Genomic DNA, 15,044 nt, shown 5'->3' on the forward strand with positions numbered 1-15,044 from the left:
TTGTAAACCTGAAGCGTGGATGAATGCGCGGGAAAGGTCCTTGCTTCTCGACCAACAACATATCACTCTGGATCAATGACACGGATTCTGGCCGCGCTGGCCCCGCTCACCCTTTTTGTCACGCCGCTCGCCGCGCAGGACGACTCGCTACCCCAAGCGGAAAGCTTCGCCACCCAGCTGGTGGTGATCGAGACCAGCATGGGCGAAATCGCGGTGGAAATCGAGACCGAGCGCGCGCCGATCACCGCGGGCAATTTCCTGCGCTATGTCGACGAAGAACGCTTCGACGGCACGTTCTTCTACCGCGCGATGCATCTCGATTGGGGCGAACCGCCCAATGGCCTGCTGCAGGGCGGGACGCAGATGGACCCGGGCCGCGTGCTGGACCCCATCGCGCATGAACCGACTACCGTCACCGGCCTCAGCCATACCGATGGTGCGCTGTCGATGGCGCGTTACGATCCGGGCAGCGCGACGGGCGATTTCTCGATCATGATCAAGGACCAGACGGGGCTCGATGCGACCCCGGCATCGTCCGACCCGAGCCTGCAGGCGGGGTTCGCGGTGTTTGGCCATGTCGTCGCGGGGATGGACGTGGTCCACGCAATCCACGCGCTGCCGCCCGATCCCGACAAGGGCGAAGGCTGGATGAAGGGACAGTTGCTGGCCGACCCGGTCGAGATCGTCGATATGCGCCGGGTAGATGCGCCTGCCGACGCGGACTGACGGGATACGCGGCGGCTAGGCCGTCGGCTCGTCGCCTTCACCGCACACGGCGGTCCGGTCGATGCGGAAGATCTTGACCTCCCCCACCCCTTTCAGCGTGTGCAATTCCGCGCTTGAAAAGGGCATCACGTTGCGTGCCGACAGATAGGTGGATTCGCTCACCGCGATACCGCCGGGTTCGGCAATGCCTTCGACCCGGCTGGCGACATTCATCGTATCGCCCCAGTAATCATAGGCATAGCGGCGGCTGCCGACCACACCGCCGACCACCGGACCGGTGTGGATGCCGACGCGGACCTGCACATCGAGATCGGCTTGCTGCGCAAAGGCGCGGATGCTGCGGATGATATCGCACGCGAAGGCGATGGCCTCGCCGGCGCCGCGATCGCCCGAGGCCTGCCCGCCGGATACCGCCAGATAGGCATCACCGATGGTCTTGACCTTCTCCACCCCGGTGCGGTCGGCGCAGTCGTCGGCGATCGAGAACACCTCGTTGACCACCTTGACCAGCATGCCGGGCGACAGCCTGCGCGCCAGCTTGGAGAAGCCGACGATATCGATGAAGATCACCGACACGTCGGAGAAGGAATCGGCCACCGCCTGCCCTTCGCGCAGCCGTGCGGCGACTTCGGGCGGAAGGACGTTGAACAGCAGTTCCTCAGTCTTGCGGCGTTCGAGTTCGAGCGCCTGCCCTGCGGCGAAGGTCTTGCGCGCGCGGCGGTCGATGTCCCAGTTCACGAAGGTGGCGAAAGTGAAGAAGGTGGTGAAATTGGTGAAGGTATAGACCTTGTTCACGATCCCGCGATCGGCCTGCACCAGGACGGCGAGATAGATCACCAGCACGAGACCGGCCCAGGCAAGGTAATAGCGGGTGGTGGCGACGAAGCCGACGCTGGCGAAGACCATCAGGATGCCCAGGTTGATGATCGCCATTCCGAAGCGCGAAATGCCGGTGATCGCGGCCTGGTCGCCCAGCGCGTCGATCAGCATGATCATCGCCACACCCAGCGCGGTGAAGATGAGCATATCGACCCATCCCCGCTCGACATAGAACCGCGTAAAGGTGAGCGCGATAATCCCGACCAGCGCGGCGATGAAAACGCCCGCCGCGAGATTGTAGGCGATCACCCCCTCGCGCGGGAAATGCAGCGGATTGAACCCGATATAGGACAGCAGCGTGACAATGCCGATCCCGGCAAGGAAGCGCGTACCGGGAATGCGCGCCAACCGCTCGCCCTCGACATAGGCGCGCTCAGTGTTTGGATCCTCGAAACGGCCCAGCATCGACTGCCCCCCAATGCCCCATGCACCGGCGAACCTACCCAATGCCGCGCGGCAAGACCAGCGGCCGGCGCAGGCAGGTGCCCCGCGCGACCGGGCGCCGCGCCAGTATCAGCGGGTTTCGCGCGCCAGCCGGCTCATCAGGATGGCCGAGCGCTGCGCCTGCCGCACGATCGAGCGCAAGTTGATCGTTTCGCCTTCGGCGTGGCTGCCGCTGCCCGCGGGCCCCATCCCGGCCAGCCCGTCGACATAGGGAGCAACGAAGCTGATATCGGCTGCCCCGCGGCGCGCCGGTGGATAGGGCTGCATCGCATCGTGCCCCAGGTCGGCGTTGATCGCGTTGAGCCGGTCGAGCAGCGCGGCATTGCCCGCGGTCGGCGCCATCGGCGGATAGCGGAACTCGATCGCGATGGTCGCCTCGGTACCCGGCAGGTGCTGCGCGACGATGGCGCGCATCCGTTCGGCGGTCGCCTCGTTCTGTTCGGGTGTCAGCGCGCGCAGATCGCCGCGGGCCACCGCATGCGAGGGGATGATGTTGGTCTTGCCGCTCGTAGTCGCGGAGAGGTCGTCTTCGCCCAGCTCGGCCGGGGTTCCGCCCCCCATGAAGCCGACGTTGTAGGTGAGGTTTTCCTCGGGCAGTTCGCGCCGGAAAGCATCGAGGATGCGCACTATTTCATAGATCGCGCCATAGCCCGCATGGTCGGAGAATATGCCCGAGCTGTGCCCGCTGCCCGCGCGCGTGGTCAGCGTCCAGCTGCCCGACGAACGCCGCGCGATCACGCCCGCGTCCTTGCCGTCCAGCACCGAAAGCCCTTCATAGCCAAGCGCGACATCGGCCCATCTGCCCGCTTCGACCAGGTCCCGGCGCGCGGCCTCCAGCGGTTCACCCGCATCTTCCTCGTCGCCCGTCAGCGCGACGACGATGTTCGCGCCCTCGAGCGTGCCCGCCACCTGCATGGCGCGCAGCGCGGCGAGGATCACCACGATGCCGCCCTTGTCGTCGACCACGCCCGGCCCAACCGCGCGGTCGCCCTCGCGCACGAAGCCGGTGAAAGCCGAATCGGATTCGAACACCGTGTCGAGATGCCCGATCAGCAGCATCTTCGTGGTGCCCGGCGCGCCTTCGTGACGCGCGAACAGATGGCCTGCGCGCCCCTGCGCCGACTGGTCGATCCACTCGACGTCGAAGCCCAGCGCCGCGAACTCGGGCGCCAGCAGCTCGGCGACCGCCTCGACCCCAGCATGGTTGTGCGAACCCGAATTGATGAGCGTGATCCGCTCGAGCAGCGCGACATCATCCTCGAACCCGTCCGCGACGGTTTCGACCATGACCTCTTCTGCATGGCTGAGTTGCGCGGAGACGGGGGCGGCAAGCAGCGCCGCGAAACCCACGACGAAGCCGAGCGCCCCCGTCCGCATCAGTAAACCCGCTTCTTCGGCTCGATGTACTTCGCGTCGTCGGTCAGCGTATATTCGTGAACCGGGCGGTAATCGATCTTCACGCCGCCGCCATTGCCGCCCCAGCCGTCGAACCAGGCGATGGTGTGCTTCATCCATTCGGCGTCGTTGCGATCGGGGAAATCCTCATGCGCATGCGCGCCGCGGCTTTCCTTGCGGTTCTCGGCCGAAGCCATGGTGACATTGGCCTGCGCCATCAGATTGTCGAGCTCGAGCGTCTCGATCAGATCGCTGTTCCAGATCAGCGAGCGGTCGAAGACCTTCACGTCCTCCATCCGCTTGTTGATCTGCTTCAGGTTTTCGACGCCTTCGGCCATCAGCTTGCTGTCGCGGAACACCGCCGCGTGGCGCGTCATCGTCTTCTGCATGTCCGCGCGCAGCTCAGCCGTAGGCGTGCCGCCATCGGCGTAGCGGAAGTGGTCGAGCCGGCCGAGCGACAGTTCGGCGCTGTCGGCGGGCAGCTCGTCATGGCTGGTGCCCGGCTTGATCAGTTCCTTGAGACGGTGGCCGGTCGCGCGGCCGAACACCACGAGGTCGATCAGCGAGTTCGAGCCAAGCCGGTTGGCGCCGTGGACCGAGACGCAGGCCGCCTCGCCCACCGCGAACAGGCCGGGGACGATCTTTTCGGGATCGCTCTTGTCGCCGGCCATCACTTCGCCGTGATAGTTACAGGGGATGCCGCCCATGTTGTAATGCACCGTCGGCGTCACCGGCAGCGGTTCGCGGGTCAGATCGACCCCGGCGAAGATCTTGCCGCTTTCGGTGATCCCCGGCAGGCGCTGGCCCAGCACGGTCGGATCGATATGATCGAGATGGAGGTAGATGTGGTCCTTTTCGGGGCCCACACCGCGGCCTTCGCGCATTTCCAGCGCCATCGAGCGGCTGACGACGTCGCGGCTCGCGAGGTCCTTCGCGGAAGGTGCATAGCGTTCCATGAACCGCTCGCCTTCGGAATTGGTGAGGTAACCACCCTCGCCGCGCGCGCCTTCGGTGATAAGCACGCCCGCACCGTAGATGCCGGTCGGGTGGAACTGGACGAATTCCATGTCCTGCAGCGGCAGTCCGGCGCGCAGCACCATGCCGCCGCCGTCGCCGGTGCAGGTATGCGCGCTGGTCGCGGTGTAATAGCAGCGGCCATAGCCGCCGGTCGCCAGCACCACCGCCTTCGAACGGAAGCGGTGGATCGTGCCGTCGTCGAGGCACATGGCCATGACACCGACGCAGACGCCGTCCTTCATGATCAGGTCGAGCGCGAAATATTCGATGAAGAAGTCCGCATCGTACTTCAGGCTCTGCTGGTAGAGCGCGTGGAGCATGGCGTGACCGGTACGGTCGGCCGCGGCGCAGGTGCGCTGCACCGGCGGGCCTTCACCCATGTTCTGCATGTGGCCGCCGAAGGGACGCTGGTAGATCGTGCCGTCGTCATTGCGGCTGAACGGCACGCCGGCGTGCTCCAGCTCGTAAACCGCCTGCGGTGCTTCGCGCACCAGATATTCGATCGCGTCCTGGTCGCCGAGCCAGTCGGACCCTTTGACCGTATCGTACATGTGCCACTGCCAGTGGTCGGGCGTGTTGTTGCCGAGGCTGGCGGCGATGCCGCCCTGCGCCGCGACGGTGTGTGAACGCGTCGGGAAAACCTTGGTGATATTGGCGGTCTTGAGCCCGCTTTCGGCAGCGCCCATCGTGGCGCGCAGGCCCGAACCGCCGGCGCCAACGACGATCACGTCATAGGTGTGGTCGATGATCGGATAGGCGGCAGCGCCGCTCTGGCGGGTGGTGCCCGGGGCCGAACCGGGCGTGGCCGGCGCGGTGTTGGGCGATTGGTTGGAACTGTCCACATTGCCCGTATTGGTATCGTCGCGCCCACCGTGCGGCGGCGCGCCATTGTTCGCACCACTAGTCATCAGGAAATTCCTCCAAGCGCGATGCGCGCAATCGAAACGAGACCGAAGACACCGCCGCCGATCGCCGCGAGGTTGAGCGCAGCGATACAGGCGAACTTGTTTCCGGGAGTATGGACATAATCCTCGATCAGCACCTGCAGGCCAAGCCGTGCGTGCCAGAAGACCGAGATGATCAGCAGCGCCAGCGCAGTGGCGGGCACCGTTTGCGCGGCCCAGCCGGCGACCGTGCCGTAGGAATAGTCAGGCAGCAGCGCGAGGCTGACCGCAAGGAACAGCATCAGCACCAGATTGCCGATGGCGGTGAAGCGCTGCAGCAGCCAGTGATGCGCGCCTTCATGCGCCGAGCCGAGCCCGCGTACGCGTCCGATCGAGGTTCCGTTACCCATGGGTCTAAGCCTTTAGCGAAGCAGGATGAGGGCCCAGAAGCCCGCAGTGAGAAGAATGCCGAGCAGCGGCGCGAGGATCGACCAGGTCTTGTTCGTGTCGAGCTCATAGCCGGCCCCGAGATCGAGCACGAAGTGGCGCAGGCCGCTCATCATATGACTGAAAAACGCCCACGACAGGCCGACCAGCACCACCAGCCCCAGCGGCGAACCCATCAGGGTTTCGAACTGGCCATAGGCTTCCGGCCCCGCGGCCATCGCGCCCAGCCACCACAGCAGCACGCCCAGACCGACCAGCGCCATGCCGTCGCCTGTCATGCGGTGGAGGATCGAGACCGCCATATGCGGGCCCCATTTCCAGATTTGCAGGTGCGGCGCCATCGGGCGGTTGGCCATGGTCATCTTCCGGTTGAGACAATTGGAGTGCTTCCCTTAGCGATATGGGCGTGTGTGACAAGGCGCGCGGCCTCGACAAGTTGCGCAAATTTTTCGAATAGGGTGTGCATGACATGTATTCTTCTTACCGGCTCCAGCCGCGGGATCGGGGCAGCGGCGAAAACCGCGCTCGAAGCCCGCGGTGCCCAGGTTATCGGCCAGGCCACGCGGAGCAGCTCGATCGACACCATCCCGGCCGATTTCTGCGAACCGGGCGCGCCGCAGGAGGTGTGGCAGGCCGCGCTCGCCCGGGCGGGCGGGCAGATCGACGTGCTGGTCAACAATGCCGGGCTGTTCGATCCCAATCCGATCGAACGCTCGGACATCGCCTGGCTCGATGCATGGGAGGATACCATGCGGATCAATCTGACCGCAGCGGCGCAGCTCAGCCGGTTTGCTGTCAGGCACTGGCAGGAACGCGGCACTGCGGGCCGGATCGTCCATGTCGCCAGCCGCGCAGGGCACCGCGGCGATTCGCCCGCGCATTGGCATTATGCGGCGAGCAAGGGCGGGATGCTGGCGATGCACAAGACCATCGCCCGCCAATATGCGCGCGAGGATATCCTGAGCTTCGCCATCACCCCCGGCTTTACCGATACCTCGATGGCGGGCGATTACCTCGACAGCCGCGGCGGGCCCGGCCTGCTCGCGGATATTCCGTTGGGGCGCGTGGCCGAGCCCGAAGAGATTGCCAGGCTTGTAGAATTCTGCGCGCTTGATGCGCCGCCCAGCATGACGGGCGCCACGCTTGATGCCAATGGAGCCAGCTATGTCCGCTAGATTACTGCCCGCCCTCGCCGCGGCGCTGCTCGCATCCGCCTGCGCGCCGCCGATCCAGACGCTTGCCCCGCTGCCGGAGCCCGAACAGGTTACCCCGCAGCAATGGGCAGCGACCTGTTCCGAGTGGGACGAATGGGACAAGCCCGCCCCGCCCTATCGCATCCATGGGTCGATCTACTATGTCGGCACGTGCGGTATTTCCGCTATCCTCGTCGCGGGCGCAAAGGGTCATATATTGATCGACAGCGGGACGGTGGCGGGCACCGGGGTCGTGCTCGACAATATCGGCAAGCTCGGCTTTCGCCCCAACGAGATCGCCAGCCTGCTGCACAGCCACGAGCATTTCGACCATGTCGCAGGACACGCGATGATCAAGCGGGCCAGCGGCGCGCATGTGGTCGCCTCGCCCCGCGCCGCCGCGGTATTGCGCAGCGGCGAGGACGATCCCGACGATCCGCAATATGGCATGCACGGTCCGCTGGAACCGGTCGCGGTCGATGTCGTGGTGCGTGGTGGCGAGACCGTCCGCAGCGAAACCGCGACGCTGACCGCGATCGCCACGCCGGGGCATACACCGGGCGCGCTGAGCTGGGCATGGGACTCCTGCGATGCGGCAGGTGACTGCATTGGCGTCGTCTATGCCGATTCGCTTTCGCCGGTGAGCCGCGACGACTACCGCTTCGGCGATCATCCCGACTATGTCGCCGCCTATCGCGCGGGCCTGCAAAGACTGCGTGACCAAAAGTGCGACCTTCTGCTGACACCGCATCCCTCGGCCAGCGACATGGTCGCGCGCGCAGCCAGCGGTTCGCTGATCGGCGGAATGTCCTGCGCCGACTATGCCCATGCAGTGGAAGCCCGGCTCGACGCGCGGCTGGCGGAGGAAACCGATGGGTGATGCCTGGAAGATCCTCGCCGAAGTGTCGAAACCCGTCGCCAGGGCCGCGCTGGTCGCGCATGAGGACGCGGTGGACTGGCCGGTAGAATGGGTGGTGACCGGAATGGAAGTCGCCGACCATCTGCCCGATGACTGGACCGTCGAAGTCTATCTCGATCGCCAACCGAAATCCGCCGATCTGCAACGCGTAGCGACCCTGTTCGAAGGCAAACCGCCCGCTTTCGTGGTCGAGAAGCTACCCGATACCGATTGGGTGACCGAGAGCCAGAAAGGCGTCGATCCAATCCGTGCGGGCCGGTTCCATGTCCGCACGCCCGAACATCCGGCCGATCCGGCAATGGTCGATTTCATCGTTCCGGCCAGCCAGGCCTTCGGGACCGGGCAGCACCAGACCACTGCAGGCTGTCTCGCCATGCTCGACCGCATGAAGCGCGAGGGCGTTGTGGCACGCAACCATGCCGATATCGGCACCGGCACCGGCCTGCTCGCCTTTGCCGCGATCCATCTGTGGCCACATGCCAGGGCGACCGCATCGGATATCGACCCGGTCTGCGCAGGCGTGGTGCGCGACAACATGGCAACCAACGCTATCCGCGAAGGCCACGGTCCGGGCGAGCTGACCATGGTCATCGCCGACGGGATGGAGGATCCGCTGCTGGCGCTGCGCGGCCCCTACGACCTGTTCATCGCCAACATCCTTGCCGGGCCGCTGGTCGAACTTGCGCCGTCCTTCGCTGCGGCCATCGCGCCCGGCGGCAACCTGCTGCTCGCCGGGCTGCTCGAGACGCAGGAACTGCGGGTGCGCCGTGCCTACCGCGCGCAAGGCTTCCGGCTGGCGCGGCGGCTGGTGCGCGGTGACTGGTCGATCCTGTGGCTGCGCAAAAGCCGCGTGCGGTGAAACGCGCGGCGAAATGGACCGCATGGGCGGTCGCCGTGCCGCTCATCCTGCTGACGCTGTTCCTCCTCGCCGCGTGGATCGGCAGCGCGCTGCCGCGCAATGGCGACTGGGTCGAACCCGACACGGGCGTCGAGATCATGATCGAAACCAATGGTGTGCATACCGCGATCGTCATGCCACTGGTCACCGCGCAGAAGGATTGGCGGCCCGCCTTTCCCGTGGGCGATCTCGGCGCGCCCTTTCGCCCCTATACGCATGTTTCGGTCAGCTGGGGCGAGCGCGAGGTGTTCCTCAACACGCCCACATGGGGCGATATCACGCCTGCTACGATCCTGGGCGCGGCGGTGGGCGGCGACAGCCTGCTCCATATCGCGCATTACACCCGTCCCGCACCGAGCGACACGATGCGCCCGCTGCGAATTACCCGGGGGCAATACGCCCGGCTGGTCGCGGCGATCGAGCGCCAGGTCCTCCCGCCCGCCGCGCGCACATTCTACCCCGGATATTACGCCAACGACGTCTTCTACGACGCGCCGGGCACCTATCATCTGGGGAACACCTGCAACCAGTGGACCAGCGACACGCTGGCCGAAGCCGGTATCCGCACCGGTCGCTGGACCCCGCTGGCGGGCGGCGTGATGCGCTGGATTCCGTATGAATTGCGAGGGGGTGCTCGCTAAGCGAGCCCCGCATCCGCCGCGGGAACGCCCGCCACCGGGCGCCCGACATCAAGCATCGCGCGCACCCGTTCGGAGAACATCAGCTTGCCCTGCGGATAATAGCGGCGGTGGATGCGCATCAGCTCCGCCAGATGCGCATTGTCCAGCGTCTTGCAGAACTCGGGGCCCAGCGCGCTCTTGCCGAAATGCGGGCGCGTGTCGGGTTCGTAATGCATCACCAGCCGCTGGAGCCGTTCGAGCCAGGCATAATCGCGCGGATCGGCGAACAGGTCGATCGCGGCCATCGGGCGCCGGGCATTGGCTGCAAAATGCGGCCCCGCCTCGCCCGGCATTTCGCGCACCGAGATGATCCCCTTGAGGAAGAAGCCGAGATCGCGCAGCGCATCGGCCTCGCGGATGATGAACTTGACCACCGCCGGAGCTTTTTCCAGCGGGACGAAGAAGGCGAGATTATAGCCGGTATAGGTGGTCGAGAAGAGCCCGCGCGTAATGCTCGGCGCGCGGTTTTCCTTCAGCCCCGGCTGCGGATCGTAGAGGTAATCCAGATCAACGGGATCGGTTATCACCCGTTCGCTCTGCTTCAGGTCGAGCCAGTCGATGAACCGCTGCATCGGGCGGCGCAGCTTGGGCAAGAACCGGTCGAGCTTGTAATAGCGCCGCAGGAACCAAGCGGCGAATTTGCCGCTGCCCCCGCTGGCCTTGGGGTGCGTGGCGATGGCCCCCGCCTGGTCGGTTTCCGCCAGCGCGTGGAGCATGATCACCGGGTCTTCGGGGTTGGTATAGGGCATCACCGCCCAGTTCACTGCAAGCGCGCCCTGCTTGAGCTCGTCAAGCTTCGACAGGCGGCTCATCGAGCTTACCGAGACGTAGGATTCGAGCGGCTTGGTCTCGAGCACCAGTTCCACGATCGGCGCGATCGTCCCGAAGGACAGCGCGACATAGGCGAATTCGGGATCGCCGCGCTTGAGCGTGACGCGCTGTCCCGCGCCGTCGAGGAAGGTCAGTTCGACGATCGCATCGGCCATCACCGCACGCGGGCCGAAGCCGTGGGTGCCGGTCGCCAGCGCGCCGATTACCGATTGCTCCATGTAATTGCCTGCATTGTGCAGCCCGCGGCGATGTTCGTCGCGCAGATACTCCTTGAGATCACGCACCGAGACCGAGGCGCCCACGCGCACGGTCTCGCTCGCCGGGTCGTAGGCCAACGTCGTCAGCCCGCCCTCGCGCATCATCATCGCGGTGACGCTGGGGACCACCTGCACCCCGTTATAGGAATGCGACTTGCCCACGCAGCTGAACTCGCCCTCGCAGATCAGTGCGGCAAGCTGCGCCTCATCCTGCGGCACGCGCGCTTCGGTCTCGGTCCGGAAGACGTTGATCCACGTGCGAATCCAGCGTTTGCCATCGGTGCCCACGGCCCGCGCGTCCGCGCGCCGTTCGCAATAGCGACGATAATACCCGATCATGGCGTTTCCCCCTGCCAACCCCTTGTGCGCGCGTCATAACCCGCCACTCGCCCGGAAGCGAGGACAGGAACGACAATACGCACCGGAACCTCCGTCCGGCCAGGGCGCTGTTGGAGAGCCATTCGAATCAGGAGACTTCATGACCAAGACGCTGCTCATCACCGGCGCCTCGACCGGTATCGGCGCCGCCACTGCCCGCGCTGCGGCACAGGCGGGCTGGAACGTCGCGCTGCTCGCGCGCTCGAAGGACACGCTTGAGGAACTCGCCGGAGACATTGGCGACAGCGCGCTCGCATTGCCGTGCGATGTGACCCAGCGTGACGAACTGGACCGGGCCATCGCGCAGGCAGTCGCGCATTTCGGCGGGCTCGATGCAGTCTATGCCAATGCCGGCAAGGGCGTCTCCAGCGCGGGTATCGAACAGGGCGACCCTGAGGAATGGCACGCCATGATCCACCTCAATATCCTCGCCGTACTTGCCACCGCGCATGCCACGCTGCCGCATCTGCGCAAGACCAAGGGACATTTCGTGGTCACCGGCTCGAAAGCCGGACGCGATCATCTCAAGGGGTCGGTCTATGGCGCGACCAAGTGGTTCGTGCAGGGCTTCGCTGGCAATCTGGCAGAAGAAATGCGCGAATGGGGCGGCCGCTGCACCGTGATTACCCCCGGCATGGTCGACACACCCTTCTTCGACGAACCCAAGCCCGACAAAATCCAGCCCGAAGACATTGCCGCCGTGGTGATGTTCGCACTGTCGCAGCCCGCCACCGCGGTGGTGCGGGAAGTGCATATCATGCCCGGCGACTGATCAGCCGCGCAGCGCGTCTTCCAGCGTCTGGAGGGCGGCGCGCGCAAAGGCTTCCATATTGGCGATCCGGTCGCCCTGCCCGGTCTCGGTCAGGCGGGTGAATTCGAAGCCCTCGGGGCCGACCACAGCCGCGCAGCTACGCCCCGCGGGCGCGCCGCTGGGGTGGCTCGATCCGCCGACCGAGCCGCTTTCGGCGACGCCCCATTGTGCGCCGAAATTGTCGCGGATCGCGCGTGCCTGAAGCAGCGCATAATCCTCGCTTGCCCCGGTCATCCCGGCATACGCCTCGCGCGGAAGATCGAACAATATATCACGCGCGCGGAAGGAATAGACCACCCCGCCCCCGACGAAAAAATCGAGCGCGCCGGGCACCGTCAGCAGCGAGGCGGCGATAAGCCCGCCGGTCGCGCCATCGGCAACGGCGATTTTCTCGCCCCGCGCGCGAAGTAGATCGGCAATGCGCGCAGCCTGTTCGTGGGTCTGGTCCAGCATATCAGCCCGCCGCCTTCACGATATCGGCCCAGCCGGCCTCGTCGATCACCTCGATCCCGAGTTCGGCGGCCTTCTTGAGCTTGCTGCCAGCGCCCGGTCCCGCGACCAGCAGGTCGGTCTTCGCGCTGACCGAGCCGCTGGCCTTGGCGCCCAGGCGCTCGGCCTGTGCCTTGGCCTCGTCGCGGCTCATCGTCTCGAGCTTGCCGGTGAACACCACCGTCTTGCCGCCGACCGGGCTTGCGAGGGTTTCCACCTCATAGCGTTCCGGTTCGACCACGCCCTCGCCCGGCTCAGCGCCGATCAGGTCATTCCAGACGGTGCGATTGTGCTCCTCGTGGAAGAAATCCGCCAGCGCATGGCCCACCGCAATGCCGATGCCGTCGGTGCGGACCTCGAAAATCCGCTTCACCGCCTCGACCATGCGGGTGTTGAACGGGCTTTCCTTCTCGTCCTCGCCGCGCGGATGTTCGCGGCAATAAGTGCCGAATTCCTCCGCCTTGCGCGGCAGCAGACGGATATCGCCCAGACCCTTCATCAGGTCGCGCGCGGTGACCGCGCCGACATGGCGGATGCCAAGCCCGAACAGCAGCCGCGCGGCATCGGGCTGTCGGCGGTTTTCCACCGAAGCCAACAGGTTGTCCACAGACCGTTCCTGCCATCCTTCGAGCGCCAAAATGTCCTCGCGCCGCTGCTTGAGCAGGAAGATATCGGCGGGGCTTTCGAGCCAGCCCAGCGCGAAAAACTGGTCGATCGTCTTCTCGCCCAGCCCGTCGATGTCGAGCGCGCCGCGGGAGACGAAATGTTTCAGTCTTTCCGTACGTTGCGCGGGACAGATAAGACCGCCTGTGCAGCGCACATCGACCTCGCCCTCCTCGGCCACCGCCTCGCTGCCGCATTCGGGACAATGGTCGGGAAATTCATAGGGTTCGCGGGTTTCGTCGCGGGTCAGGTTATCCACAAGCTGTGGAATAACGTCGCCCGCGCGCTGCACCACCACACGGTCGCCCGGGCGCACGCCCAGCCGTTCGATCTCGTCGCGATTGTGCAGCGTGACATTGGTCACCGTCACCCCGCCCACCAGCACCGGCGCAAGCCTGCCGACCGGGGTCAGCTTGCCGGTACGCCCAACCTGGATATCGATGCTTTCGAGTGTAGTCTGCGCCTGCTCGGCGGGGAATTTATGCGCCAGCGCCCAGCGCGGCGCCTTGGCGACAAAGCCGAGCCGCTGCTGGTAATCGAGCCGGTCGACCTTGTAGACCACGCCGTCGATTTCATAGGGCAAGTCGGGCCGCGCCGCGGCTATCGTTTCGTAGTGCGCGAGGATCGCTGCGGCATCGTCGAACCGCGCGAACAGCGGCGAGACGGGCACGCCCCAGCGCTCGATCACGCGGACCACCTCTTCCTGCGTGTCGCCCGGCACTTCGGAAGCCGCACCCCAGCCATGCGCCCAGAACTTGAGCGGGCGCTGCGCGGTCACCTGCGCATCCTTCTGCCGCAGCGATCCCGCCGCAGCATTACGCGGATTGGCGAACTGGCGGACCTTGGACGTGTCGAGCGCCTCGCCCTTCTCGTCTGCTGCAGCGCGCGCATCGTCCATCAACCGCATGTTGAGCGCTTCGAAATCGGCGCGGCCCATATAGACCTCGCCGCGAATCTCGAAGACTTCGGGCGCATCGCCGTCAAGCTGCTGCGGGATGTCGGGAATATGCGCGACATTGGGCGTCACATCCTCGCCCACCTGCCCATCGCCGCGCGTCGCCGCACGCACCAGCTTGCCCTTTTCGTAACGCAGCGAGCACGACAGGCCGTCGATCTTGTCCTCGGCCGTAAATGCCACCTGATCGTCTTCGGACAGCGACAGGAACCGCCGCACGCGCGCGACCCATTCCTCGACCTCGTCGGCGTTGAAGGCATTGTCGAGGCTCATCATGCGAACCTCGTGCGTCACCTTGCTCAGCGGCGAGGTGGTGGCGGTGTGGCCCACCTTGCGGCTCGGCGAATCTGCGCGCACCAGATGCGGAAATTCCGCCTCCAGCGCGGCATTGCGCCGCACCAGCGCGTCATATTCCGGATCGCTGATCTCGGGGTCGTCCTCGGCATGATACAGCCGGTCATGATGCGCGATCTGCCGCGCCAGCCGCATCAGTTCATTGGCGGCTTCGGCTTCGGATAAGTAGGACCTATTTACCACGGTCATTCAATCGGTTTGAACACGGTCAAAGTGGGACGATCATGCAAATCCGGACCTGCCATTTGGACAAGGTACAAATGCTCATCGCCAACTAGCCGCGCCACGTGGCGCGAAAGCAACAATCGGATCTTCGCAATCCATCCCGAGATATCCGCCTCATATTTTTCTAGATCAACTTCGCTCCGGAATGGATTGGTCGCATGTAGAATATTGCCTGAAGTCCCGTAGAGCGTGCGAAAATCGGATCGTGTCAAATATCCGTCTTTCTTGGTAACAAATTCTGGAATGCCTGACTCATGCTCGACTTGTTCAACTGGTTCAGGGTACGCTTTCCCATGAACTTTCTCGATGCGGCGCAGGACCTTGTCGGCGTGATATTCACGCTCTCCAGCCCTCTTCAATCCCTTCAAATTCTCATGGTTGGCCACGAGAACGCTGAAAGCGATTAGCTCAAGAATCTTTCTGAATTGAAGATAACACGTGTCGACTTTGGTAGGCAGAAAAACAAGCCGCTGAGGCTGTTGCATCACCGTTACAATCACGTGATCGCGCCGCTTAATTTCGTACATCATGTCCAAATAATGCCGAAGATGAGGCGCAAAGGGTTCTTCTGTCGTGGCCTCTCTCAGACCCAAATTTTC

Annotated in this window: 15 protein-coding genes; 6 read left to right on the top strand and 9 right to left on the bottom strand. The window is 64.9% G+C overall.

All coding sequences use genetic code 11. The annotated features are described in order from the left end of the window. Positions 1–75 precede the first annotated feature (75 nt). The gene (locus tag N6L26_RS05315; RefSeq protein WP_263607006.1) at positions 76–726 is read left to right on the top strand and encodes a peptidylprolyl isomerase; all 651 of its coding nucleotides are present in this window, start codon (positions 76–78) and stop codon (positions 724–726) included. 15 nt (positions 727–741) lie between these two features. On the opposite strand, the gene N6L26_RS05320 is transcribed toward N6L26_RS05315, so the two are convergent. The 5 genes from N6L26_RS05320 to sdhC all read right to left on the bottom strand — a co-directional run bounded on the left by N6L26_RS05320 (position 742) and on the right by sdhC (position 6,148). Continuing rightward, positions 742–2,010 carry an adenylate/guanylate cyclase domain-containing protein gene (locus tag N6L26_RS05320; RefSeq protein ID WP_263607007.1) on the bottom strand — a complete coding sequence of 423 codons (1,269 nt, stop codon included), beginning with the start codon at positions 2,008–2,010 and terminating at the stop codon, positions 742–744. Between the two features lie 108 nt (positions 2,011–2,118). After that, positions 2,119–3,426: a M20/M25/M40 family metallo-hydrolase gene (locus N6L26_RS05325; protein WP_263607008.1), complete on the bottom strand. Its 1,308-nt coding sequence runs from the start codon at positions 3,424–3,426 to the stop codon at positions 2,119–2,121. After that, the gene (gene sdhA, locus N6L26_RS05330; protein WP_263607009.1) at positions 3,426–5,369 is read right to left on the bottom strand and encodes a succinate dehydrogenase flavoprotein subunit; all 1,944 of its coding nucleotides are present in this window, start codon (positions 5,367–5,369) and stop codon (positions 3,426–3,428) included. Before sdhA ends, N6L26_RS05325 begins: the two co-directional genes overlap by 1 nt. Then, positions 5,369–5,755 (bottom strand): succinate dehydrogenase, hydrophobic membrane anchor protein, encoded by a 387-nt coding sequence (gene sdhD / locus N6L26_RS05335; RefSeq protein ID WP_263607010.1) that lies wholly within the window; start codon positions 5,753–5,755, stop codon positions 5,369–5,371. The genes sdhA and sdhD overlap by 1 nt, the downstream gene beginning before the upstream one ends. 12 nt (positions 5,756–5,767) lie before the next feature. Continuing rightward, a complete protein-coding gene (gene sdhC / locus N6L26_RS05340) occupies positions 5,768–6,148 on the bottom strand; it encodes a succinate dehydrogenase, cytochrome b556 subunit (protein WP_263607011.1) in 381 nt (126 codons plus the stop codon). A gap of 108 nt (positions 6,149–6,256) precedes the next feature. On the opposite strand from sdhC, the gene N6L26_RS05345 reads away from it, so the two are divergent. From N6L26_RS05345 to N6L26_RS05360, 4 genes are read left to right on the top strand one after another with little or no spacing between them, the layout of a single operon-like run. Beyond that, positions 6,257–6,967: an SDR family NAD(P)-dependent oxidoreductase gene (locus N6L26_RS05345; protein WP_263607012.1), complete on the top strand. Its 711-nt coding sequence runs from the start codon at positions 6,257–6,259 to the stop codon at positions 6,965–6,967. After that, positions 6,957–7,865 carry a subclass B3 metallo-beta-lactamase gene (gene bla, locus N6L26_RS05350; protein WP_263607013.1) on the top strand — a complete coding sequence of 303 codons (909 nt, stop codon included), beginning with the start codon at positions 6,957–6,959 and terminating at the stop codon, positions 7,863–7,865. The genes N6L26_RS05345 and bla overlap by 11 nt, the downstream gene beginning before the upstream one ends. Next, positions 7,858–8,763, top strand: coding sequence for a 50S ribosomal protein L11 methyltransferase (locus N6L26_RS05355; RefSeq protein ID WP_263607014.1), 906 nt, complete (start codon positions 7,858–7,860; stop codon positions 8,761–8,763). The genes bla and N6L26_RS05355 overlap by 8 nt, the downstream gene beginning before the upstream one ends. After that, positions 8,760–9,443 carry a DUF2459 domain-containing protein gene (locus N6L26_RS05360; protein WP_263607015.1) on the top strand — a complete coding sequence of 228 codons (684 nt, stop codon included), beginning with the start codon at positions 8,760–8,762 and terminating at the stop codon, positions 9,441–9,443. The genes N6L26_RS05355 and N6L26_RS05360 overlap by 4 nt, the downstream gene beginning before the upstream one ends. On the opposite strand, the gene N6L26_RS05365 is transcribed toward N6L26_RS05360, so the two are convergent. Further along, positions 9,440–10,909, bottom strand: a complete 1,470-nt coding sequence (locus N6L26_RS05365; RefSeq protein WP_263607016.1) for an FAD-binding protein — start codon at positions 10,907–10,909, stop codon at positions 9,440–9,442. The genes N6L26_RS05360 and N6L26_RS05365 overlap by 4 nt on opposite strands. 139 nt (positions 10,910–11,048) lie before the next feature. Between N6L26_RS05365 and N6L26_RS05370 the strand changes: the two genes are divergently transcribed. After that, positions 11,049–11,720: an SDR family oxidoreductase gene (locus N6L26_RS05370; protein ID WP_263607017.1), complete on the top strand. Its 672-nt coding sequence runs from the start codon at positions 11,049–11,051 to the stop codon at positions 11,718–11,720. Here the strand turns inward: N6L26_RS05370 and N6L26_RS05375 are convergent, their stop codons facing one another. Genes N6L26_RS05375 through N6L26_RS05385 form a run of 3 tightly spaced genes read right to left on the bottom strand, consistent with a single transcriptional unit; the run spans position 11,721 to position 15,038 of the window. Further along, complete coding sequence (locus N6L26_RS05375) at positions 11,721–12,212, bottom strand: CinA family protein (RefSeq protein ID WP_263607018.1); 492 nt, start codon at positions 12,210–12,212, stop codon at positions 11,721–11,723. A gap of 1 nt (position 12,213) precedes the next feature. Then, positions 12,214–14,409 (bottom strand): NAD-dependent DNA ligase LigA, encoded by a 2,196-nt coding sequence (ligA, locus tag N6L26_RS05380; protein ID WP_263607019.1) that lies wholly within the window; start codon positions 14,407–14,409, stop codon positions 12,214–12,216. Further along, a complete protein-coding gene (locus N6L26_RS05385; RefSeq protein ID WP_263607020.1) occupies positions 14,406–15,038 on the bottom strand; it encodes a hypothetical protein in 633 nt (210 codons plus the stop codon). The genes ligA and N6L26_RS05385 overlap by 4 nt, the downstream gene beginning before the upstream one ends. Positions 15,039–15,044: the final 6 nt, after the last annotated feature.

The organism is Qipengyuania sp. SS22 (genome assembly GCF_025736935.1).
GTDB lineage: Bacteria > Pseudomonadota > Alphaproteobacteria > Sphingomonadales > Sphingomonadaceae > Qipengyuania.